The organism is Butyrivibrio sp. MC2021 (genome assembly GCF_000621605.1).
Lineage (GTDB): Bacteria > Bacillota > Clostridia > Lachnospirales > Lachnospiraceae > Butyrivibrio.
Genome location: NZ_JHXX01000020.1, coordinates 1 through 17,361, shown reverse-complemented (window position 1 = coordinate 17,361; position 17,361 = coordinate 1). Strand labels below are relative to the sequence as shown.

Genomic DNA, 17,361 nt, shown 5'->3' with positions numbered 1-17,361 from the left:
TAATCGTGGCTAAGAAAAAAGAAATAAATGCGGCAGAAGAGAGTTTCTCCGCCGGCGGAGCGCATGCTGTAAATAAATTCAGAATAAGCGATGCCATCATGATGCTTGTCATCATCCTGCTCTGTGCAACCTGCGTGCTTCCGTTCTTACACGTAGCAGCTAAATCAATTTCAGGTAACACAGCAGTAATGAGCCAGTCAGTTTACTTCCTGCCAAAGGACATCACCTTCGATGCATTCAAGCAGGTATTTGCAGACAGCTCAATGACTTACTCAATGATATTTTCAGTGATCATCACACTTGTGTTTACTCTTCTTGGAATGATCGTCTGCACCTGTGCAGCGTATCCGCTTTCAAAAAAGAGACTTAAAGGAAGAGGAGTTCTGGCATTCATCCTCATGGTGCCTATGTACTTCTCAGCAGGTATCATCCCTCAGTACATCCTTTATTACCAGCTTGGAATTCTGGATACAGCCTGGGTACTGATCCTGCCACTTATCTATTCACCATACAACATGCTGATCATGAAGAACTTCTTCCAGAGCACAATTCCTGACAGTTTGGAGGAATCAGCATTTTTGGATGGGGCAACAAACTTACAGATCCTTTGGAAAATCGTACTTCCTCTTTCAAAGCCAATTCTGGCTACGCTGTCACTTTTTTACGCAGTGGGAAGATGGAATTCATACGCAGACAACATGTACTACACAAGATCTTCGGAGCTCAAGATGATCCAGTACAAACTCTATCAGCTTGTTGCATCTGCCACAGAGGCTCAGAATGCATCGCTGGCAGATACCGGCGGAATATCACAGGCAACACCTGAAGTTCTGCAGGCAGCATGCATCATGTTCGTAACTGTACCGATCATCATTATATATCCGTTCCTTCAGAAGTATTTCGTACAGGGCACAATGATTGGAGCGGTAAAGGGCTGAGAGGACTTGACGAGGTATTTTCGAGTCTAGTCCGAACGTGTTTTGGCGAGGCAGCTCTGCTGCCGAGAGCAGAACTTCCTTGGGAACAAAAAGTAAATTATTTACAACATTTAATAATTTAAGGAGGATTACTATGAAGAAGAAAGTATTATCAGCCATGCTCGCAGCTAGTATGGTAATGGGGCTTGCAGCTTGCGGCAATAACGGACCTGTTCCCACAGCGTCTGGTGATGCACAGCCTGCAACAGAGGCTCCTGCGACTGAGGCAACTGCAACTGAGGCACCTGCAGCAGAAACTACAGAGGCAGCAGATGTGGTTCCCGGAGTTGACGGATTCCAGCCATTCGCGGATCAGGTTACTCTTAGAGTAGCTGTATACGACAGAGGAGACAACGGAAACGGATGCTCTGACGTTGAGAACAACTACTGGACAAACTGGGTTCAGGAGAACTTCGGTGACAAGTACAACATCAAGGTTGAATATGTGGGTATCACACGTTCAGACGTTATGACTGACTACGCTATGCTTGCTTCAACAAACACACTTCCTACTCTTTGCATGGAGTACGACTATGATAAGCTTGCTACATGGGCATCAGACGGATACCTTCAGCCCATCGATCTCGAGCAGTTCAAGACAATCGCTCCTACATACTGGAAAAACATGGAAGAGAACGGTCTTACAGGCTACACACAGTTTGACGGTGATGACTACATCGTTCTTGGTAAGAGACCTTACGGTAACACAAACTACACATTTGTAACATGGTACCGCAAAGACTGGCTCAAGGAAGCCGGCTATGACGGATCATATCCTGCAACAAACACAGAGCTCCTTGAGGCTCTTGGCAAGATGGTTGAGAACGGACATCAGTATCCTATGAGCGGATCAAAGGTAGCAGGTGCCGGCGCTGATCAGAACTACTCATTCAGAGATTATCCTCAGGATGAGATTACATGGGCAACAACAGGTGACTACCAGGTTCCTGCTCTTTCAACAGAGGCTCAGAAGAGACTTCTTAAGTGGAACAACGAGCTCTACAACGATGGTTACCTCAACCCTGAGTACTACCTCAGAAGCACAGATGATGTAAACGCTGACTTCATCAACGGTAAGGCATTCCAGTGGTCAGGTTACGTTTCATCAACAATGGATGTTCTTAACTCTTTCTATGAGAACAACCCTGATGCAGAGCTTGGAGTAGTGGTTTGCGACAGCAAGCTTGTAAAGGATGAGACATGGGGATCAAGCAACGCATTCAGACCTAACAACATCTTCGGCGCAATGGTTGGTTTTGCTAACAACGCAACACCTGACGAGGTTAAGGCCGGTGAGATGTACCTTGAGTGGATGGCTCAGGACGAGAACCTCTTCACAATGACATGGGGTATCGAGGGTGTTAACTTCAACTATGACGAGAACGGAAATCCTGTAGCAGTTGGTGATCAGTCAGGTCTTCCTGAGCAGCAGGGTCACAACAACAACGTTGACTACTGGATGGTAGTTACAGCTTCCAAGACATTCGGTGACATCGAGTCTGATATCAAGGCTATCAATCCTCAGGGACTTCCTCAGGACTTCTACGAGGACATCCTTGCTAACTACAAGGGACAGCTTGCACTCTATGAGGCTGGCAGCGTAAACGTAGATTGCCTCTTCGGTGGCGCTCTTGAGTCAGTAACAGAGTATGGCACATCACTCAAGGAAGAAATCTATCCTGAGTACCGTGATCAGCTTGTAATGTGCAAGCCTGATGAGTTCGATGCTCTTTACGATGAGCTTTCACAGAAGTACCTCGACGCAGGTTACCAGGAAATCATCGACGAGAGACAGGAAATGTTCGAAGCAGGTTCAACAACCAAGCTTCAGTAATGAACCATGGGGACGGAGTTATAGGACCAGATTGAAATCAGGCCTCCGGGAATTTGATTCCCGGAGGTTATTTTTTTGTATAATGGTCCCTGGGGACCATAAATGTACCATGATGGAGGAATATTTATGAGTAAAATACTAAATGGAAACAAGATAGATATGGGGACTTGCTACTATCCTGAGCACTGGGATAAATCCATGTGGGAAGAGGATATTGACAGGATGCTGGAGCTTCCTCCCTATGGTGTTTTGGTAGTAAAATTCTGAAGGGGATAGTGTGATGGAAATCAACAAAAACACAAAAGTTATCTATGAATTTGAGCGCACACCGGTTTTAAAGGCAGTGGAGGCGCTTAAAAGAGATATTCTGAACACCTGCCTTGATACCGGGAAAACTGCCCTTGATATAGTACTTGATATGGCTGATTGTCCCGAAAATGATGAGGAATACTTTAATGTAAGAGCGCAGAAAAAAGAAGGGAAAGATATTCTTCGGATAGAGGCATCAGGAGATCTTGGCTTTATCTACGGAATATATCATATAAGCAGAAAGTTTCTTGGTGTTCAGCCTTTCTGGTTTTGGAATGAACAGACTTTTTTTGGGCGGGAAAGCTACAAGGTTCCGGATGACTATTTCTATGAATCAGGTAAAAGAGCTGTTGCCCTAAGGGGATGGTTTATCAACGATGAGGTTTTATTTGATGAATGGAATCCCGAGGGAAAAGAGAGTTTTCCCTGGGAGATGGCTTTTGAAGCGCTGCTGCGCTGTGGCGGCAACATGACTATTCCCGGGACTGATCACAATTCCCATAAGTACAAGAATCTGGCAAGGGATTATGGACTTTGGATAACTCACCACCATGCAGAGCCTCTTGGAGCAGAGATGTTTGCGAGAGCCTATCCTGATCTCGATGCCTCTTTTGACAAGTATCCTGATCTGTTCAGGGACCTATGGAAGAAGGCCATCGAGAATCAGAAGGACTGCAAAGTCGTATGGAATCTGGGTTTTAGAGGCCAGGGTGACAGGCCGTTTTGGGCTGATGACCCGAGCTACGACACCCAGGAAGCAAGGGGGAAGCTCATGAGTGATCTTATCATGGAGCAGTACAACCTGGTAAAAGAGGCTGACCCCAAGGCTATATGTTGTACCAATCTGTACGGTGAGACCATGGAGCTGTATAGGGATGGCTTCCTTAAATTGCCTGAAGATGTGATCAAAACCTGGGCCGATAACGGTTTTGGAAAGATGGTTTCAAGAAGGCAGAACAATCACAATCCAAGAGTATATGCTCTTCCTTTAGATGGTGATAATGGTGCACATGGAATTTATTATCATGCGTCCTTCTATGACCTCCAGGCAGCAGCCCAGATGACAATGCTTCCTAATTCCACAGACTTTGTGGTAAAAGAACTATCAGCTGTCCTCTCAAAAAACGTAGATGATTTCTGGATGATCAACTGCTCCAATGTAAAGATGCATACTTATTATCTGGACATTATCGCCAGAATGTGGAATGGGATCAACGAAAAAAGTGATCCTGTCGAAATGGTAAACTCGCATAACAGCTCTTTTTGCAATGAGTACTACGAGGAAAGTGTCGCAGAAGTTGCAGAAAAACTCTATAAGCTGTGGCCGATGTATGCCGTATCTTATGGCCCCCATGAGGATGATCATGCGGGAGAGCAGCTTAGTAATCACGGGAGCAGAATGCTGGTAAGTGCATTTATATCGAATTTTGACAGGTTTGATCCCATAAATACCAAGGCAGATACCTCCCTTGACTGGATATGTCCTTCAGATAAGCTTCTTTCGCAGGTAAAGTTTTATATGGCGAAATTCGAAGAGGGCACTGATAACTACAGGGAGTATTTAGATAAGTGCAGGGATGAGATAAACTCTGTCCTGGCAAATTCCGGTGATGATATGGTCAAAGCATCTGTGAGAGCTTTGGACAATAATCTGATCATGCAGATCGAATATTTATATTACAGTAATCTCGGAGCGCTGCATGCCTGCAAGTCGATTCTGTACTGCTTGGATAGTAATGAAACAAAGAGCTTATTTGATACGCCTGATGAAACTCGTGAAGCAGGAAGTGCTGATTTTCTTTCTGCTTTTTATGAGGCAGGTCTTTCTGCGAAGGCCTTTCACGATGGCTATGACAAAATGAGAGGTCATGAGACAGGGATTTGGCGTGGGTTCTACAAGAACGACTGCGAGGCTGATATTCGCCAGTCTGCAATTCTTATGGAAGGACTCATGTCATACCTTAGAGTTCTTGGCGATGGACCACATTTTTACCGATGGCAGCGCAAGTTCCAGAGCGGTGCTGGTGGTGACAGAATTCACCTGATACTAAGACTCAAAGAGCATTTGACAGATATGGAATTATGGAATTTGATGTCCCATTAGATGACCCCTGGGGACGGAAAAAGTGCGGCCGCTTTCGCTACGAATTGTATTTAGAAGTAGCGAAAGCGGCCCTTGAAATTAAAGACAAATCTTTTTTCAAGGAGGCACTAAATGAACTATTCTAAAACTGTTAAAAACAAGCTTTATCATGGATATCGCTTATTAGCATGTTTCTTTTTGTTGTCATCTTATCTTAATGACATTGGCCAATGAGCCATCCCTTTTTTTGTTAAAAATTTTTTTATGTTTTTTATATATATAATATTATTGTTCGCATAACTATTTATTAAGTAAATATTAGATTGGTATTTCTGAGATGTTTTGCTAGGATTTTCCTGGTTTTTCACACAATATTCAATTGTTAAACCTGTGCCTCTCTGTTATGATTTATTACAACTAAAGTAATATTTACATCAGAGAAGGAAAGGAGAAATATGAGAAAGAAATTGTTATGGGGAGTTAAGCTTTTTTCAAGCCTGATGCTGGCGGCAGCACTGGTAGTATCACCGGTAGCCGGCGTTTTGCCTCAGACTGCTGACAGCATGGTAGTCTATGCGGGGGACAATGACTTCAGCTGGAGCACTTATTCCAAAAAAGACTCATCCTGGTGGAAGAGCTCTGAAGCAACCAAGCTTGCTGATGAGATTATCAAATACCAGCTGTCAGACGGCGGTTGGCGCAAGGATATGAAGACCTCCACCAGCGGATCCTGGAACAAATCAACTATCGACAACAATGCCACATGGGGACAGATTCGTTTCCTGGCTAATGTCTACACAGCAACAAAAACAGATAAATACAAAAAGTCCTGCCTTAAGGGTATAGACCTTCTTCTTAACGGACAGTATTCCAACGGAGGATGGCCACAGGTCTTCAACGATGCAGGAACTTACCATGCGCATATCACCTACAACGACAATGCCATGGTCAACGTTCTTAAGATCATGCAGGAAATGTATCAGAAAACCGGAGCGTTTGCCTGGGTTGACAGCAGCTATCAGAAGAAGGCTGAGAACGCTCTTGATAAGGGAATCCAGTGTATTCTGAACACTCAGATCACAGTTAACGGCACACTTACAGCATGGTGCCAGCAGCATAACGAGTATACTCTTGCACCTGATTATGCCCGCGCTTATGAGCTTCCTTCTATCTGCTCATCAGAAAGTGCTGCTATCGCAACATTCCTTCGCTCACTTCCTTCTGAGAAGCAGAGCAATGCTGTTATCAAGGCTCACAACGCAGCTGTTAAATGGTTCGATCAGGTAAAGATTGAGAACAAAAAGTGGGATTGGAACAAGGATAAAACAGACAAGGTTGTGACTACATCAAATGGTTCAACTATCTGGGCAAGATTCTATAATCTCAACACCAATAAGCCTCTTTTCGCAGATCGTGACGGAAAGGCTTATGATGATGTAACCAAGATCAGTCAGGAGCGCAGAACAGGCTATGCATGGTACGGCACCTGGTGCGCTGACAATATTAAAAAGGGACTTCTTCCTGAGAATTCAGGCAGTGGAAGCGGTTCAAGCCAGCCTCAGCAGCAGGGATCACACCTTTATGTAGGCTACAGCAATAAGTCTTCCAATTATTCAACCGTTCAGGCCGCTGTAGATGCTGCAGCCAAGCTTAATCCCAAGAGCGAGCAGCAGCGTGTTTACATCCATATCGCTCCCGGCACATACCGTCAGCAGGTTATTGTAAACACTCCTTACATCACATTTATTAACGATCAGCCTTCACAGGAAGTTAAGCTTACCTGGTACTACGGTATCGGCTACAAGTATTACAGTATGGGAAGCGACGGCTATTACAATGCAAACAATGCCAAGAAGAAATCTTCCATGGGCGAGGCTACACGTTGGGGCAGCGCAGTTGCTCTTAAGGGAAATGCAGATTATTTCCGCGCAGAGAACATCACCTTCGAGAACTCTTTCAACCGCTATGTGACAGATGAAGAGATTGCAGACGGCGTTACACCTTCAGGAAGCGAATCCATTACCTTCCAGAGAAGAAAAGGTGTTGACGTAACAAGCAAGACAGCCACCGAGAGAGCAGCCTGCATCGCAGTAGAAGGCGATTACAGTGAGTTCTACAACTGCACATTCCTGGGCAGCCAGGACACTCTTTTCACAAGAGGAAATTACGAGTACTACAACAATTGTCACGTTGTAGGTAACACAGACTATATCTTTGGTCAGGGTATCGCAGTATTCCAGAATTGTACTCTTGAATTCGCAGGATATTCAGACAAGGCAGTAGGCGGTTATATCACAGCTATGAAGAGCGACGGCAAGTCTCTTTTCCTTGACTGCAATGTTACAGCAAACAGCAGCAAGAAAGTATCTTCAGGTTACTTCGGAAGACCTTGGGGAGACAAGGCAGACGTTGCATTTGTTAATACCAAATTGCAGTATGAGAGCATCATCACATCAGCAGGTTGGACATCTATGAGTGGCAATGCTCCTGAAAATGCCAAGTTTAAGGAATATAACACAACAGCCGGCGGAAAGAGTGTAAATACCTCAGGAAGAGTAAGAAATACTGTAATTTATTCAGCTAACGGCCTCAATGTTCAGTCATACTTTAACGGCTGGACACCTACATACTATAACTATTCCGGAAGTCAGACTGTTACACCTACTCCTGATCCGGAGCCACAGCCTCAGCCTTCACAGCCTACAAATGAAGGTGCGACAGCTTATATCGAGAATGGCTGGTACTATATTAAGGGCGTTCAGTCTCAGAAATACCTCACAGTTAACGCTGATAATGCGAACGGCTGGAAGAGTGTAGTAATTAAGACAGGCAGCGGCGTTGATGCACAGAAGTGGTACGTAAATAACGTAGGAAACGGCTACATCACTCTTACCAACAAGCTCGGCAATGTAATGCTTGATGTTGCAAACGGCGAAGATACAGCAGGTGCAGACATCGGTATTTATCAGGCTTACGGCGGAAATGCCCAGCAGTTTATTGTTAAGACAACTTCCCAGAGCGGAATTTACACCATCGGAACCAAGTGCTCATCAGCTACCAAGGCTCTTGATGTAACAGGTAAAAAGACTGCTGACGGCACCAATGTTTGTCAGTGGACCTATAACGGCAATCCTAACCAGCAGTGGCAGTTTGAGAAGGTTGCAGAGCAGACATCTGCTTCCGAGCCTACTCAGGATCCTGTTATTGAACCTGATCCGGTTGTAGAACCCGATCCTGTAGTTGAGCCTGATCCGGTAATTGAACCAGATCCTGAACCAATTGTTATCGAGCCCGATCCAACACCTGTAGTTTCAGACGGACTTGAGCTTGACTATTCTGTTAACAGCTGGGGATCCGGATATCAGATCTCCTTCAAAATTTCCAATAACTCCGGAAGCACTGTAAACGGATGGACTCTCAAGATCAACAAGAATCAGGTAAACCTTGGCTCTTACTGGAATGTAGATGTTAAGACCAGCGGTAATTACTACGTAATTACTCCCGTTGCATGGAATTCCACAATTGCTAACGGTCAGAGCATCGAGTTCGGTGCCATCGGAACCGGCAGCGTAAACGGCTCATTTGAATATTTCTTTGAATAATCTATAAGTCAGTATCCATGGCGGCTTGCAGTCACATAGTGATTGTAAGCCGCTTATTTATTGGGTATAATCAGAACATGATCATTAAACTGTAAAATAGCAGTACTCATTGTATTATGAGCGTTTTTCCATGAATCACGGAACAGCTTCCGAATGCATTAAATGCGGCCGCTGCGAAGGAATATGCCCGCAGCACATAGAAATAAGACAGGCCCTTGAGGAATTCAGGGCTCTGTATGAGGTTGAATAAATAATAAAATTATGGGGGAAGTATGAAAAACAGTAAAATCATTGCGTCTATGCTGGCGGGGGCTTTTTTGCTTACTGCCTGTGGTGCATCTGACACAGCACAGACTACGCCGACAGAAGTTCAAGACACAACAGATGAAGCCACTACCGCAAATCCCGGCAGATATGAGGGTATGACTGCAAAAGAGATCAACAGCGTTCATGGCGTAAATTTCGCTTACGGTTCTGTAATTTTTCCACAAAATATTAATATGGGAGCAGCCCATGACCCTGAGCTTATGAAGGAGTATGGCGCGGTTGTTGGCTCAGACCTTGTTCACACGGGAATGATCCTTAATTTTGCACCCTGCGTGGATGCCGCCCAGGATCCCAGATGGGGCCGGACTTACGAGTGCTATTCCGATAACAATGATCTTGTAAAAGAGCTCTCGGTGGCCTACACAGAAGGACTTTTATCCGAGGGTGTGGTGGTCTGCCCTAAGCACTTTTTCGGAGGAGGCTATACCCAATATGGGAGCGGAGAATACTCTGAATTAATTGAAAGAATAATAGACCGTGGCGATGCGGACATGACTCAGGAAGAGATAGATGCACAGCTTTCTGTATACGAAACCTTGATAAATACAGGGGTTCAGGTTATTATGCTGTCTCATTCATCCCTTCAGGGAACCAAAATGCACGAGAACATCAAATATATTGACTATCTCAAGAAAGACCTGGGCTTCAAGGGCTTTATCCTTTCTGACTGGGATTCCTGCATCATGTGTTACCTTCCGGGATCCGAGGGTGGAAATGCGGTGGCAGATGTACTTTCCGGAGATGTTCCCCTTACAGGAACTCTTCCAATGCCTTACTATTCATCCATCGACCAGATCGGAACAGGAGAATGCTGGCATGAGGCCGGTTGGAATGCATATGGAGAGTAACCTGTAGGTTGAATGATTATGCTAAACCTCATAACTATTCGATAAACCTGCATTTAGCGAAGTGCAGCGTTAATGTGTTAAAGCGTTTTCTTTTTATAATAACACCCAGGCACTCTTTTGTCAAAGCCTGAGCGTTTCAAAAAATAATAGTAACTCAAAGGATTGTATAGTCACCTTTTTAAGCATGGCAACAATAAAATCTTTCGCCTCTGTTTGGGTAAAGCCTTGCTTTAGGAAACTGTCGTACACAACCTTTGCTTTCCAAGCAAAAAAAGTAGCATCAGCAGCATATTCGGCTGGATCAAATTCTGGGGCTATATCGGCCTCAGCCTCTTCAAATGCTGCCTTAAATTGAAGAAATTCATCAATACTATCTTTATTTATAGTCTTCCATATCACTCATAGTTCATACCTCCATAATATGCGTTGTTATCACTGGCTGTATACTGCATCATACCATCTCAATTATCATCATCAAAAAGATGATTCCATATCAAATATTTCTACACCATCTGTAATCTCTTTTAATGTGACGCAGAAGCGCGAGCAGGATCTTCATGGATATGATGTAATCGGTTTTGCCAGCGGTATTTACTATGGAGAGTTTGCTGAGCAGGTTTTAAACTTCGCCCGGGTAAACCTTCCACCACAGAAAAAGGTCTTTTTCATGGCCACTTGTGGGAATCCGATGAAGAGCTATTTCAAGGGAATAAGCAAAATCGCGGCTGATAAGCAGTGTGTTGAGGTTGGAAAGTATCTTTGTAAGGGATTTGACAGCTTTGGGCCTTTCAAGCTTGTTGGTGGAATTCAGAAGGGGCATCCTACGGATGAAGAGATAAAGAGCGCGGTAGAATTTTACAATAATCTTATTTAAATAGAGCATAAGTATGGGCGGAGCGTTTGAACGTACCGCCCATTGTTCGTTAGATCTGGTGATCTATCACCCACTGTAAAAGATCTTCATAGTCTTTTATACTTGCAGCAATGTCGAGGATTATCTCATAAAGTTCTTTCTGCGTGTATTGAAGTTCAATACCATTAAGTGCCAGGAAAACGAGCATGGTATGAGCGCCGATTCTCTTGTTGCCGTCTTCCATGCAGTGGTTCTTGATAAGTCCAAAGCCTAGTCGGGCAGCTTTTTCCTGGATGGTAGGGTACAGCTCTTTTCCATCAAAGGTCTGAAATGGATTCTCCAGCGCAGAGTCCAAGAGAGCATAATCCAAAACCTTGTCGCTGCCACCGGTCTGTTCAACGAGCTGCTTGTGCATCATGAGTACCTGTTTCTGAGTAAGTCTTTTCACTTTGCCAGCACCTCATAAGCTTCTTTGTTTTGTGCCATGAGCTTCTGTGAAATGGCAAGAACATCCTCGTCAGATGCTTCATCGTTCTCGTCAGTTTTTCTTATATCTGTGATGAGAAAACAGGGAGTATTATTCTTGAGAATAAGCGCTGCACCTTTCTCCTCAACAAGTTTTGCTACTTTTGAAAAATTACGATTGGCTTCGGTAATGGAGACCATGATACTTGTATCTACTGTCATGTGAAGTACCTCTCTTTCTGTGATTAAATTATATATAAATAATAGGTATAATTCAACCTACTATCAAGCGCTCATTCTTTATATCGCATAATGTATTCCCCAAATTAAGTGGTTTTGTACCGGCCCATTAAACTCAAGTATACCTTGAGTTTATTATTGAAAGATAAATCTGTACTCGCTAGAATAAAAGTGGCTTCTTTCCTAATATATAAGCATAGGAGGAAGGTGGCATGAATAACATAGATACGAGATATTATCTAATTTTGGGACGACGGTTAGGGAAAAAGGATGGCGGTAAGTATTTCATTTTGAGGGATGGAGCTTGGGAACAAGACAACAATAATGAGATTATGGATAGGCTGATGGGCTATGATCCATCAGAGCCACCAGAGTCACCTTATGGAATAGGCAATACGGATGTTATGGATGAAATCGAGGAAATATCTTACGAGCAGGCAAGGGTTCTGAGCGGAGGTGTCATATGAGTATAGGTAATAACATCAAAGCATTAAGGGAAGAGCGGAAGCTAACACAGGATCAGGTTGCGGAAGCATTGGGGATTAGTTTTCAAGCAGTTTCTTCATGGGAGCGTGATGAATACAAGCCTGATACTGAGAAGTTGATAAAGCTGGCGGAGTTATTTGATGTTTCTGTGTCTGCTATTGCTGAAGAGAAACGGAACACCTTCAAGACAAGGGACACAATATATGATTGGGAGCACATGAAAACATATGTTAAGACATCTGCCCGTAATTACAAGCTCGCCAATACCTTGAAGGCTATGGACTTCGCTGTTGCTGCACATGAGGGACAGAATAGGAAGCGGTCATCGACTCCGTATATCTATCATCCTTTGAACCTGGCATGCCACGCGCTGTCCATGGATATTATTGAAGATGAGATAATAGCTGCTTGCTTATTGCATGATGTCATTGAGGATTGCAATTGTAAATATGAGGACCTTCCAGTAAATGATGAAACTAAAGAATTGATTAAGCTTCTGACTTGTGAAAAAACTACTGATGATAACCGTCAAGAGATAATAAGTGCATATTACCAGAAGATTGAAAAGAATCCTAAAGCAGCACTCGTTAAATGTATGGATAGGTGTAATAATTTGACAACCATGTCCTGGGGACTTAGCAGAGAAAGAATATATAGGATGATCAGAGAAACAGAAGAATACTATCCGCCACTGATAAAAGCCATTAAAAATACCACTGAGTACAATAATGCAGCATGGCTGTTAAAGTACCAGATTGAAAGTATGCTGGATATATACAAGAGGTTGATGTGATGAGGTCAGTTTTTTCTCTTGTCATTAACATAATAATCATTGTCATCACCACAATCCTTGTTGTCAGGTTCTTCCGTGAAAATGGTAAGTGGAGCCCTGCAAGAGGAAAGAAGGCTTTCAGATATTTTACAACTCAGAGTAATGTGCTCTGTGCTGTGTCGGCTCTGGCCATGTGTCTTTTCCCAGATAAGGACTGGGCGTATTACCTGAAGGTGATGGGAACTGCGGCAGTTACTGTAACTATGCTGACAGTGCTAATCTTTCTGGGCAGGATATATGGATATAAGCCTCTTTTATCAGGGTCCGATCTGTTTATGCATCTGATAACACCGCTACTTGCCATTATCTCCCTGTGCGTGTTTGAGAGACGAGGGATTAGCTTCTTAGCCTCGTTTATTGGGGTTATCCCAGTTGCGCTGTATGCACCTCTTTATCTATACAATGTGGTATATGCTCCGGAAGAGAAAAGATGGGAAGATTTTTATGGCTTTAACAGGAATGGCAAGTGGCCGGTTGCATATGCGCTGATGGTTGCAGGCACTGCAGTTATCTGTGTAGTGTTTTATATGGTTTTGAATTTACCATAATCGACAAAGTCAAGACGTTATTTCTTTTTCCTCAGATGATAAAATAAAAAAGAATTCCAGCCTTATGGCGATGATAACGTGTTGGTCAGGACTTCGAAAAGAAGAGCATTTCTGGCGTCAGCATCGATGTTATAATTGAGAAGCAAGCCCTACAAGGAGGGCTTTGGAGCAGAGGCGGTACCATCCGGTGCCGCCTTTTGCAAAACTAATAAGGAATAAGAAATGGCACTATATGCTCTTGGAGACCTTCATCTTTCCTTCCAGACGGATAAAAAGATGGATATGTTTGGGAAGGTATGGAGAAATCACGAAAGAAAAATAGAGAAGAATTGCAACAAGCTCCTTACTGAAGAGGATACTTTGGTACTGGTTGGAGACCACAGTTGGGGCAGAAATCTGTCAGAGTGCGAAAAGGACATGAAGTTTATTGAGGATCCGCCTACATCTCTATGGGAAAAGAGAAGCAGATTCACACTTATGGCTGAGGCATATGGAGTAGAGCAGGTAATATATGCCCACTGCCATGGGAAAGAAAGGTTTAACGATAGCTATAAAGGGATGCATAATGGTGTAAAGTACTCGCTTGTATCTGGAGATTATCTGGATTTTAAACCACAATTGATTCTTGAGTAGAATAGGCGGATCTGGTATTTCATGACAGCATTGGTAAAATCATGAACCAGATAAGAGTTTGAGCGGTTGTAGACAAGCCTTCCTTTTGGTCACCGCCTTGCATTAGCGTGTTAAAGGGACTATTATGGATTCAACATTGTTAATATTTTTTGTGAGAGGAGATTATGAAAATGGCAAAGGCAAAAAAGACAAACACAAAGGCTACAGCTAACAAGGCCGCTAACGCAGCTACTAAGCTGGTAGAAACAGTTGCAAAGAAAGCAGAAGAAGCAAAGAGCAAAAAGGCTTCTGCTAAAAAAGCTGAGGCTACTACAGATGTTAAGGCTAATGTAGTTCTTCAGTATGCTGGCAAGGATCTTTCATATGACGAGCTTGTACAGAATGCAAAGAATGTCCTCAAGTATGACATGAACGGTGATCCTGAAACAGTAAAGAAGATCGATCTCTTTGTAAAGCCCGAAGATAATAAGGTTTACTTTGTTATGGATGGTGTAGAGGGCAGCTACGACCTTTAATCCGCCAAAACACATTTTAAGGATGCTGTAAACAAGAAGTAATTCTTACTAATAATTTGGATTACCCTATGGATCCGCTCACTTTGTGGGCGGATTTTTGCTACAATTAAAAGGTAGTACTTTTGGCATTTGAATGATTTAGATAAGGATAAAGATGGACCAACAGAAACTTTTCTATAATATATGTAGTGACCTGTGGAACTTTTCAAAAACTTTAAACAAGAGTAGTAGTGAAATGACAGACGAGGACTGGTCCAATGCGATTCAGTTGATGGTATTAATACAATGATTTACTTATGCTTTTTCCTGTACTCAGAGGGAGTTTGGCCTGTTTCTTGACTATGTAAAATAAAGTGTGTAAGTTGAGTAACCATTAACTTACGCACTTTATTTATGTTATAGGGTGCGGTACATTAGAAGAAAGGACTGAAAGGAATGAACACAGAAATCATGGCACCCAGGAAGAACAAGAGGAATGAGGTAGGCAGGGCTATTGCACAATCTATCATTGAACAGTACCAGCCTCAGAATGCACAGGACATGCAGAATGCTATAAAGGATATATTTGGTCCTATGTTTGAGGCTATGCTGCAAGGAGAAATGGATGACCATCTTGGTTATGAGTCCAATGATCACGGCTATAAGGCTACCTCCAACAGACGTAACGGATACACCAATAAGACACTCAAGACAACCATGGGAGACATAGAGATACAGTCTCCAAGAGACAGAGATGGTTCTTTTGAGCCTCAGATTATTCCTAAGCGTTCAAGGGATGTCAGTGGTATCGAAGACAAGGTAATTGCTATGTATGCTAAAGGCATGAGCCAGCGTGATATAGCTGATACCATTGAGCAGATATACGGCTTTGAGATATCCGCAGAGATGATATCAAATATAACTGACAAGGTAATTGATACTGCCCATGAATGGCAGAACAGACCACTCAAGAAGTTCTATCCATTTCTTTTTGTAGATTGCTTGTATGTAAATATACGCCGTGAAATGGAGACAAAAAGTTGCGCCGTATATGTTATCCTTGGCTATGATATAAATGGAATTAAGGATATCTTAGGTATCTGGATCGGCGAAGCTGAAGGCAAACATTACTGGATGCAGATATTTGACGAGATCAAGTCCAGAGGCGTTGAAGATGTACTGTTTATCAGCATGGATGGTGTATCAGGTCTTGAAGAAGGTGCAAAATCCATCTTCAAGGATGTAGTTGTTCAGCGCTGTATCGTTCATCTCATCCGCAACTCTATCAAATATATTCCTTCAAAAGATTATAAGGCATATACCTCGCAGCTTAAAAAGGTTTATGGTGCAGTTAGCCTGAAAGCTGCTGTGGCTGAGTTTGATCGTTTTAAGCAGAATTGGAGCAAGTATCCCGGTGCTGTAGATGTATGGGTTAGAAACTGGAATCATGTAGAACAGCTCTTCAATTATGGCAGTGCTGTACGTAAGGTTATGTATACTACAAATGCCATTGAATCTGTTAATTCCAGCTTCAGAAAAGTAACCAAGAAGGGATCTTTCCCTAGCGAAGATTCTGTTCTAAAAGCTCTGTACCTTCGCATTACAGAGCTCTACAAGAAATGGAATAATCGTCCGGTATCCAACTGGGCTCTTGTCAGAAACCAGCTTGCAATGGACGAAGCCATCCAGAAACGTATTATGCGTTACGAAAAGTATTGATAATGATTATTAAGGAGCACCATCGATGAAGTTTAACAAATATCTACCTGAAGAAACAAGAACATTGCTTGAAGAACAGTATAAAGATTATATCAAGCACACACCCATGACCAAGAAAGAACAGCGTGCTGTTCGAGAATGGGTGAAAGATGGTCATAGTGTTTACGAGAACAGTTCCGGCGGTTGGTATGACGGTGGTGTTCCTATCCCATTTCTTGAAGTTTATCGCGATGAAGAATACATCCGCACTCATACCAAGGGTATGTCCACTGATGAAGCCCGTAAATTCGCGCTAAATTATTATGGATGGGATGATGATGATAACTGCTCTGAAAGTAGTGGCCCTATTCTTGATGATGAGTTTCTTAAGAATCCTACTGCTGGTCTTCCCTTTTAAATAGCTCATTACTCTTAATACCCCAATAAATGATTAAGGATACATCATATGAAAACAACAATAATATCATTCAGTTCAAGACATGACGGAAACTGTGCGCAGGTAGGAAAATTGATTCAATCAATGAATTCAGAGTCTGTGTTGTATGATTTTTCAGAGTTTGAAATTCATGCCTGCGGCAGGTGTAATTATGAGTGCTTCAAAGAGCGGGAAGCTTGTGTTTATATTTACGACATGGAATGCAGGCTTTTAGAAACAATTACTCAAAGCGATGTAGCTTATTTTATTTTGCCCAACTACTGTGATTACCCATGTGCGAATTACTTCATTTTTAATGAACGTAGTCAATGTTATTTTCAAGGCAGACCAGAAATGCTTGATGCGTATTTACGCGTCCCTAAACGCTGTATAGTTCTCAGCAATACTAATGAAGACAATTTCATAAAAGCATTAGCTTATCAAACAGAGAATAACCCGGATATACTATTCTTATCTGCCAAAAAGTACGGCAAGAAAAGTATTAATGGTGACTTGCTGACAGTTGAAAAAGCTATTGAAGATATAACCAAATTTGTAAAACAGCAGCGATTGGCAGGCAAAAATATCGTTTAATATAGTTTTGCAGCAAAATCTTACCACATAAAAATCGGTGATCAACGAGACCACCGATTTTAATAAAATTAAAAAACTTACACACTTAACTTGACACTCTCT

Annotated in this window: 19 protein-coding genes; 16 read left to right on the top strand and 3 right to left on the bottom strand. The window is 42.7% G+C overall.

What is annotated here, in order from left to right; genetic code table 11:
- The first annotated feature begins 5 nt into the window (after window positions 1-5).
- The 7 genes from T359_RS0116580 (at window position 6) to T359_RS0116550 (ending at window position 9,980) form a co-directional block, all read left to right on the top strand.
- A complete protein-coding gene (locus T359_RS0116580) occupies window positions 6-938 on the top strand; it encodes a carbohydrate ABC transporter permease (protein ID WP_081795635.1) in 933 nt (310 codons plus the stop codon).
- A gap of 133 nt (window positions 939-1,071) precedes the next feature.
- Window positions 1,072-2,811 carry an extracellular solute-binding protein gene (locus tag T359_RS0116575; RefSeq protein ID WP_051545565.1) on the top strand — a complete coding sequence of 580 codons (1,740 nt, stop codon included), beginning with the start codon at window positions 1,072-1,074 and terminating at the stop codon, window positions 2,809-2,811.
- Window positions 2,812-2,937: 126 nt separating this feature from the next.
- The gene (locus T359_RS22595) at window positions 2,938-3,078 is read left to right on the top strand and encodes a hypothetical protein (protein WP_155840158.1); all 141 of its coding nucleotides are present in this window, start codon (window positions 2,938-2,940) and stop codon (window positions 3,076-3,078) included.
- Between the two features lie 13 nt (window positions 3,079-3,091).
- Entirely contained in the window at window positions 3,092-5,224 is a 2,133-nt protein-coding gene (locus T359_RS0116565) for a glycosyl hydrolase 115 family protein (RefSeq protein ID WP_035784802.1), read from the top strand.
- A gap of 434 nt (window positions 5,225-5,658) precedes the next feature.
- Window positions 5,659-8,805 (top strand): pectate lyase, encoded by a 3,147-nt coding sequence (gene pelA / locus T359_RS21895; protein WP_081795634.1) that lies wholly within the window; start codon window positions 5,659-5,661, stop codon window positions 8,803-8,805.
- Window positions 8,806-8,935: 130 nt separating this feature from the next.
- Window positions 8,936-9,055 carry a 4Fe-4S binding protein gene (locus T359_RS22280; RefSeq protein WP_081795633.1) on the top strand — a complete coding sequence of 40 codons (120 nt, stop codon included), beginning with the start codon at window positions 8,936-8,938 and terminating at the stop codon, window positions 9,053-9,055.
- 22 nt (window positions 9,056-9,077) lie between these two features.
- A complete protein-coding gene (locus T359_RS0116550; RefSeq protein WP_026518404.1) occupies window positions 9,078-9,980 on the top strand; it encodes a glycoside hydrolase family 3 N-terminal domain-containing protein in 903 nt (300 codons plus the stop codon).
- A gap of 120 nt (window positions 9,981-10,100) precedes the next feature.
- Here T359_RS0116550 and T359_RS0116545 read toward each other — a convergent pair whose 3' ends face one another.
- Window positions 10,101-10,379, bottom strand: a complete 279-nt coding sequence (locus tag T359_RS0116545; RefSeq protein WP_026518403.1) for a hypothetical protein — start codon at window positions 10,377-10,379, stop codon at window positions 10,101-10,103.
- Between the two features lie 130 nt (window positions 10,380-10,509).
- Here T359_RS0116545 and T359_RS20855 point away from each other — a divergent pair, with 130 nt between their 5' ends.
- Window positions 10,510-10,854, top strand: coding sequence for a hypothetical protein (locus tag T359_RS20855; protein ID WP_051545563.1), 345 nt, complete (start codon window positions 10,510-10,512; stop codon window positions 10,852-10,854).
- A 49-nt stretch (window positions 10,855-10,903) separates the two neighbouring features.
- Here T359_RS20855 and T359_RS0116535 read toward each other — a convergent pair whose 3' ends face one another.
- Together T359_RS0116535 and T359_RS0116530 are read right to left on the bottom strand one after the other, a co-directional pair.
- Window positions 10,904-11,281, bottom strand: a complete 378-nt coding sequence (locus tag T359_RS0116535; protein ID WP_026518402.1) for a type II toxin-antitoxin system death-on-curing family toxin — start codon at window positions 11,279-11,281, stop codon at window positions 10,904-10,906.
- Window positions 11,278-11,520 carry a type II toxin-antitoxin system Phd/YefM family antitoxin gene (locus T359_RS0116530; protein WP_026518401.1) on the bottom strand — a complete coding sequence of 81 codons (243 nt, stop codon included), beginning with the start codon at window positions 11,518-11,520 and terminating at the stop codon, window positions 11,278-11,280. Before T359_RS0116530 ends, T359_RS0116535 begins: the two co-directional genes overlap by 4 nt.
- A 230-nt stretch (window positions 11,521-11,750) precedes the next feature.
- On the opposite strand from T359_RS0116530, the gene T359_RS0116525 reads away from it, so the two are divergent.
- From T359_RS0116525 to T359_RS0116490, 8 genes are all read left to right on the top strand, one after another.
- Window positions 11,751-12,005 carry a hypothetical protein gene (locus T359_RS0116525; protein WP_026518400.1) on the top strand — a complete coding sequence of 85 codons (255 nt, stop codon included), beginning with the start codon at window positions 11,751-11,753 and terminating at the stop codon, window positions 12,003-12,005.
- Complete coding sequence (locus T359_RS21890; RefSeq protein WP_051545561.1) at window positions 12,002-12,817, top strand: helix-turn-helix domain-containing protein; 816 nt, start codon at window positions 12,002-12,004, stop codon at window positions 12,815-12,817. Before T359_RS0116525 ends, T359_RS21890 begins: the two co-directional genes overlap by 4 nt.
- Window positions 12,817-13,404, top strand: coding sequence for a hypothetical protein (locus T359_RS0116515; RefSeq protein ID WP_026518399.1), 588 nt, complete (start codon window positions 12,817-12,819; stop codon window positions 13,402-13,404). The genes T359_RS21890 and T359_RS0116515 overlap by 1 nt, the downstream gene beginning before the upstream one ends.
- Window positions 13,405-13,626: 222 nt before the next feature.
- The gene (locus tag T359_RS0116510) at window positions 13,627-14,037 is read left to right on the top strand and encodes a hypothetical protein (RefSeq protein ID WP_026518398.1); all 411 of its coding nucleotides are present in this window, start codon (window positions 13,627-13,629) and stop codon (window positions 14,035-14,037) included.
- 170 nt (window positions 14,038-14,207) lie between these two features.
- Window positions 14,208-14,552, top strand: a complete 345-nt coding sequence (locus T359_RS20840; RefSeq protein WP_051545559.1) for a DUF6465 family protein — start codon at window positions 14,208-14,210, stop codon at window positions 14,550-14,552.
- A gap of 447 nt (window positions 14,553-14,999) precedes the next feature.
- Window positions 15,000-16,250 (top strand): IS256 family transposase, encoded by a 1,251-nt coding sequence (locus T359_RS0116500; protein ID WP_081795637.1) that lies wholly within the window; start codon window positions 15,000-15,002, stop codon window positions 16,248-16,250.
- 25 nt (window positions 16,251-16,275) lie between these two features.
- Window positions 16,276-16,647, top strand: coding sequence for a hypothetical protein (locus T359_RS0116495; protein ID WP_026518396.1), 372 nt, complete (start codon window positions 16,276-16,278; stop codon window positions 16,645-16,647).
- A gap of 48 nt (window positions 16,648-16,695) precedes the next feature.
- The gene (locus tag T359_RS0116490) at window positions 16,696-17,259 is read left to right on the top strand and encodes a hypothetical protein (RefSeq protein ID WP_155840157.1); all 564 of its coding nucleotides are present in this window, start codon (window positions 16,696-16,698) and stop codon (window positions 17,257-17,259) included.
- Window positions 17,260-17,361 lie beyond the last annotated feature (102 nt).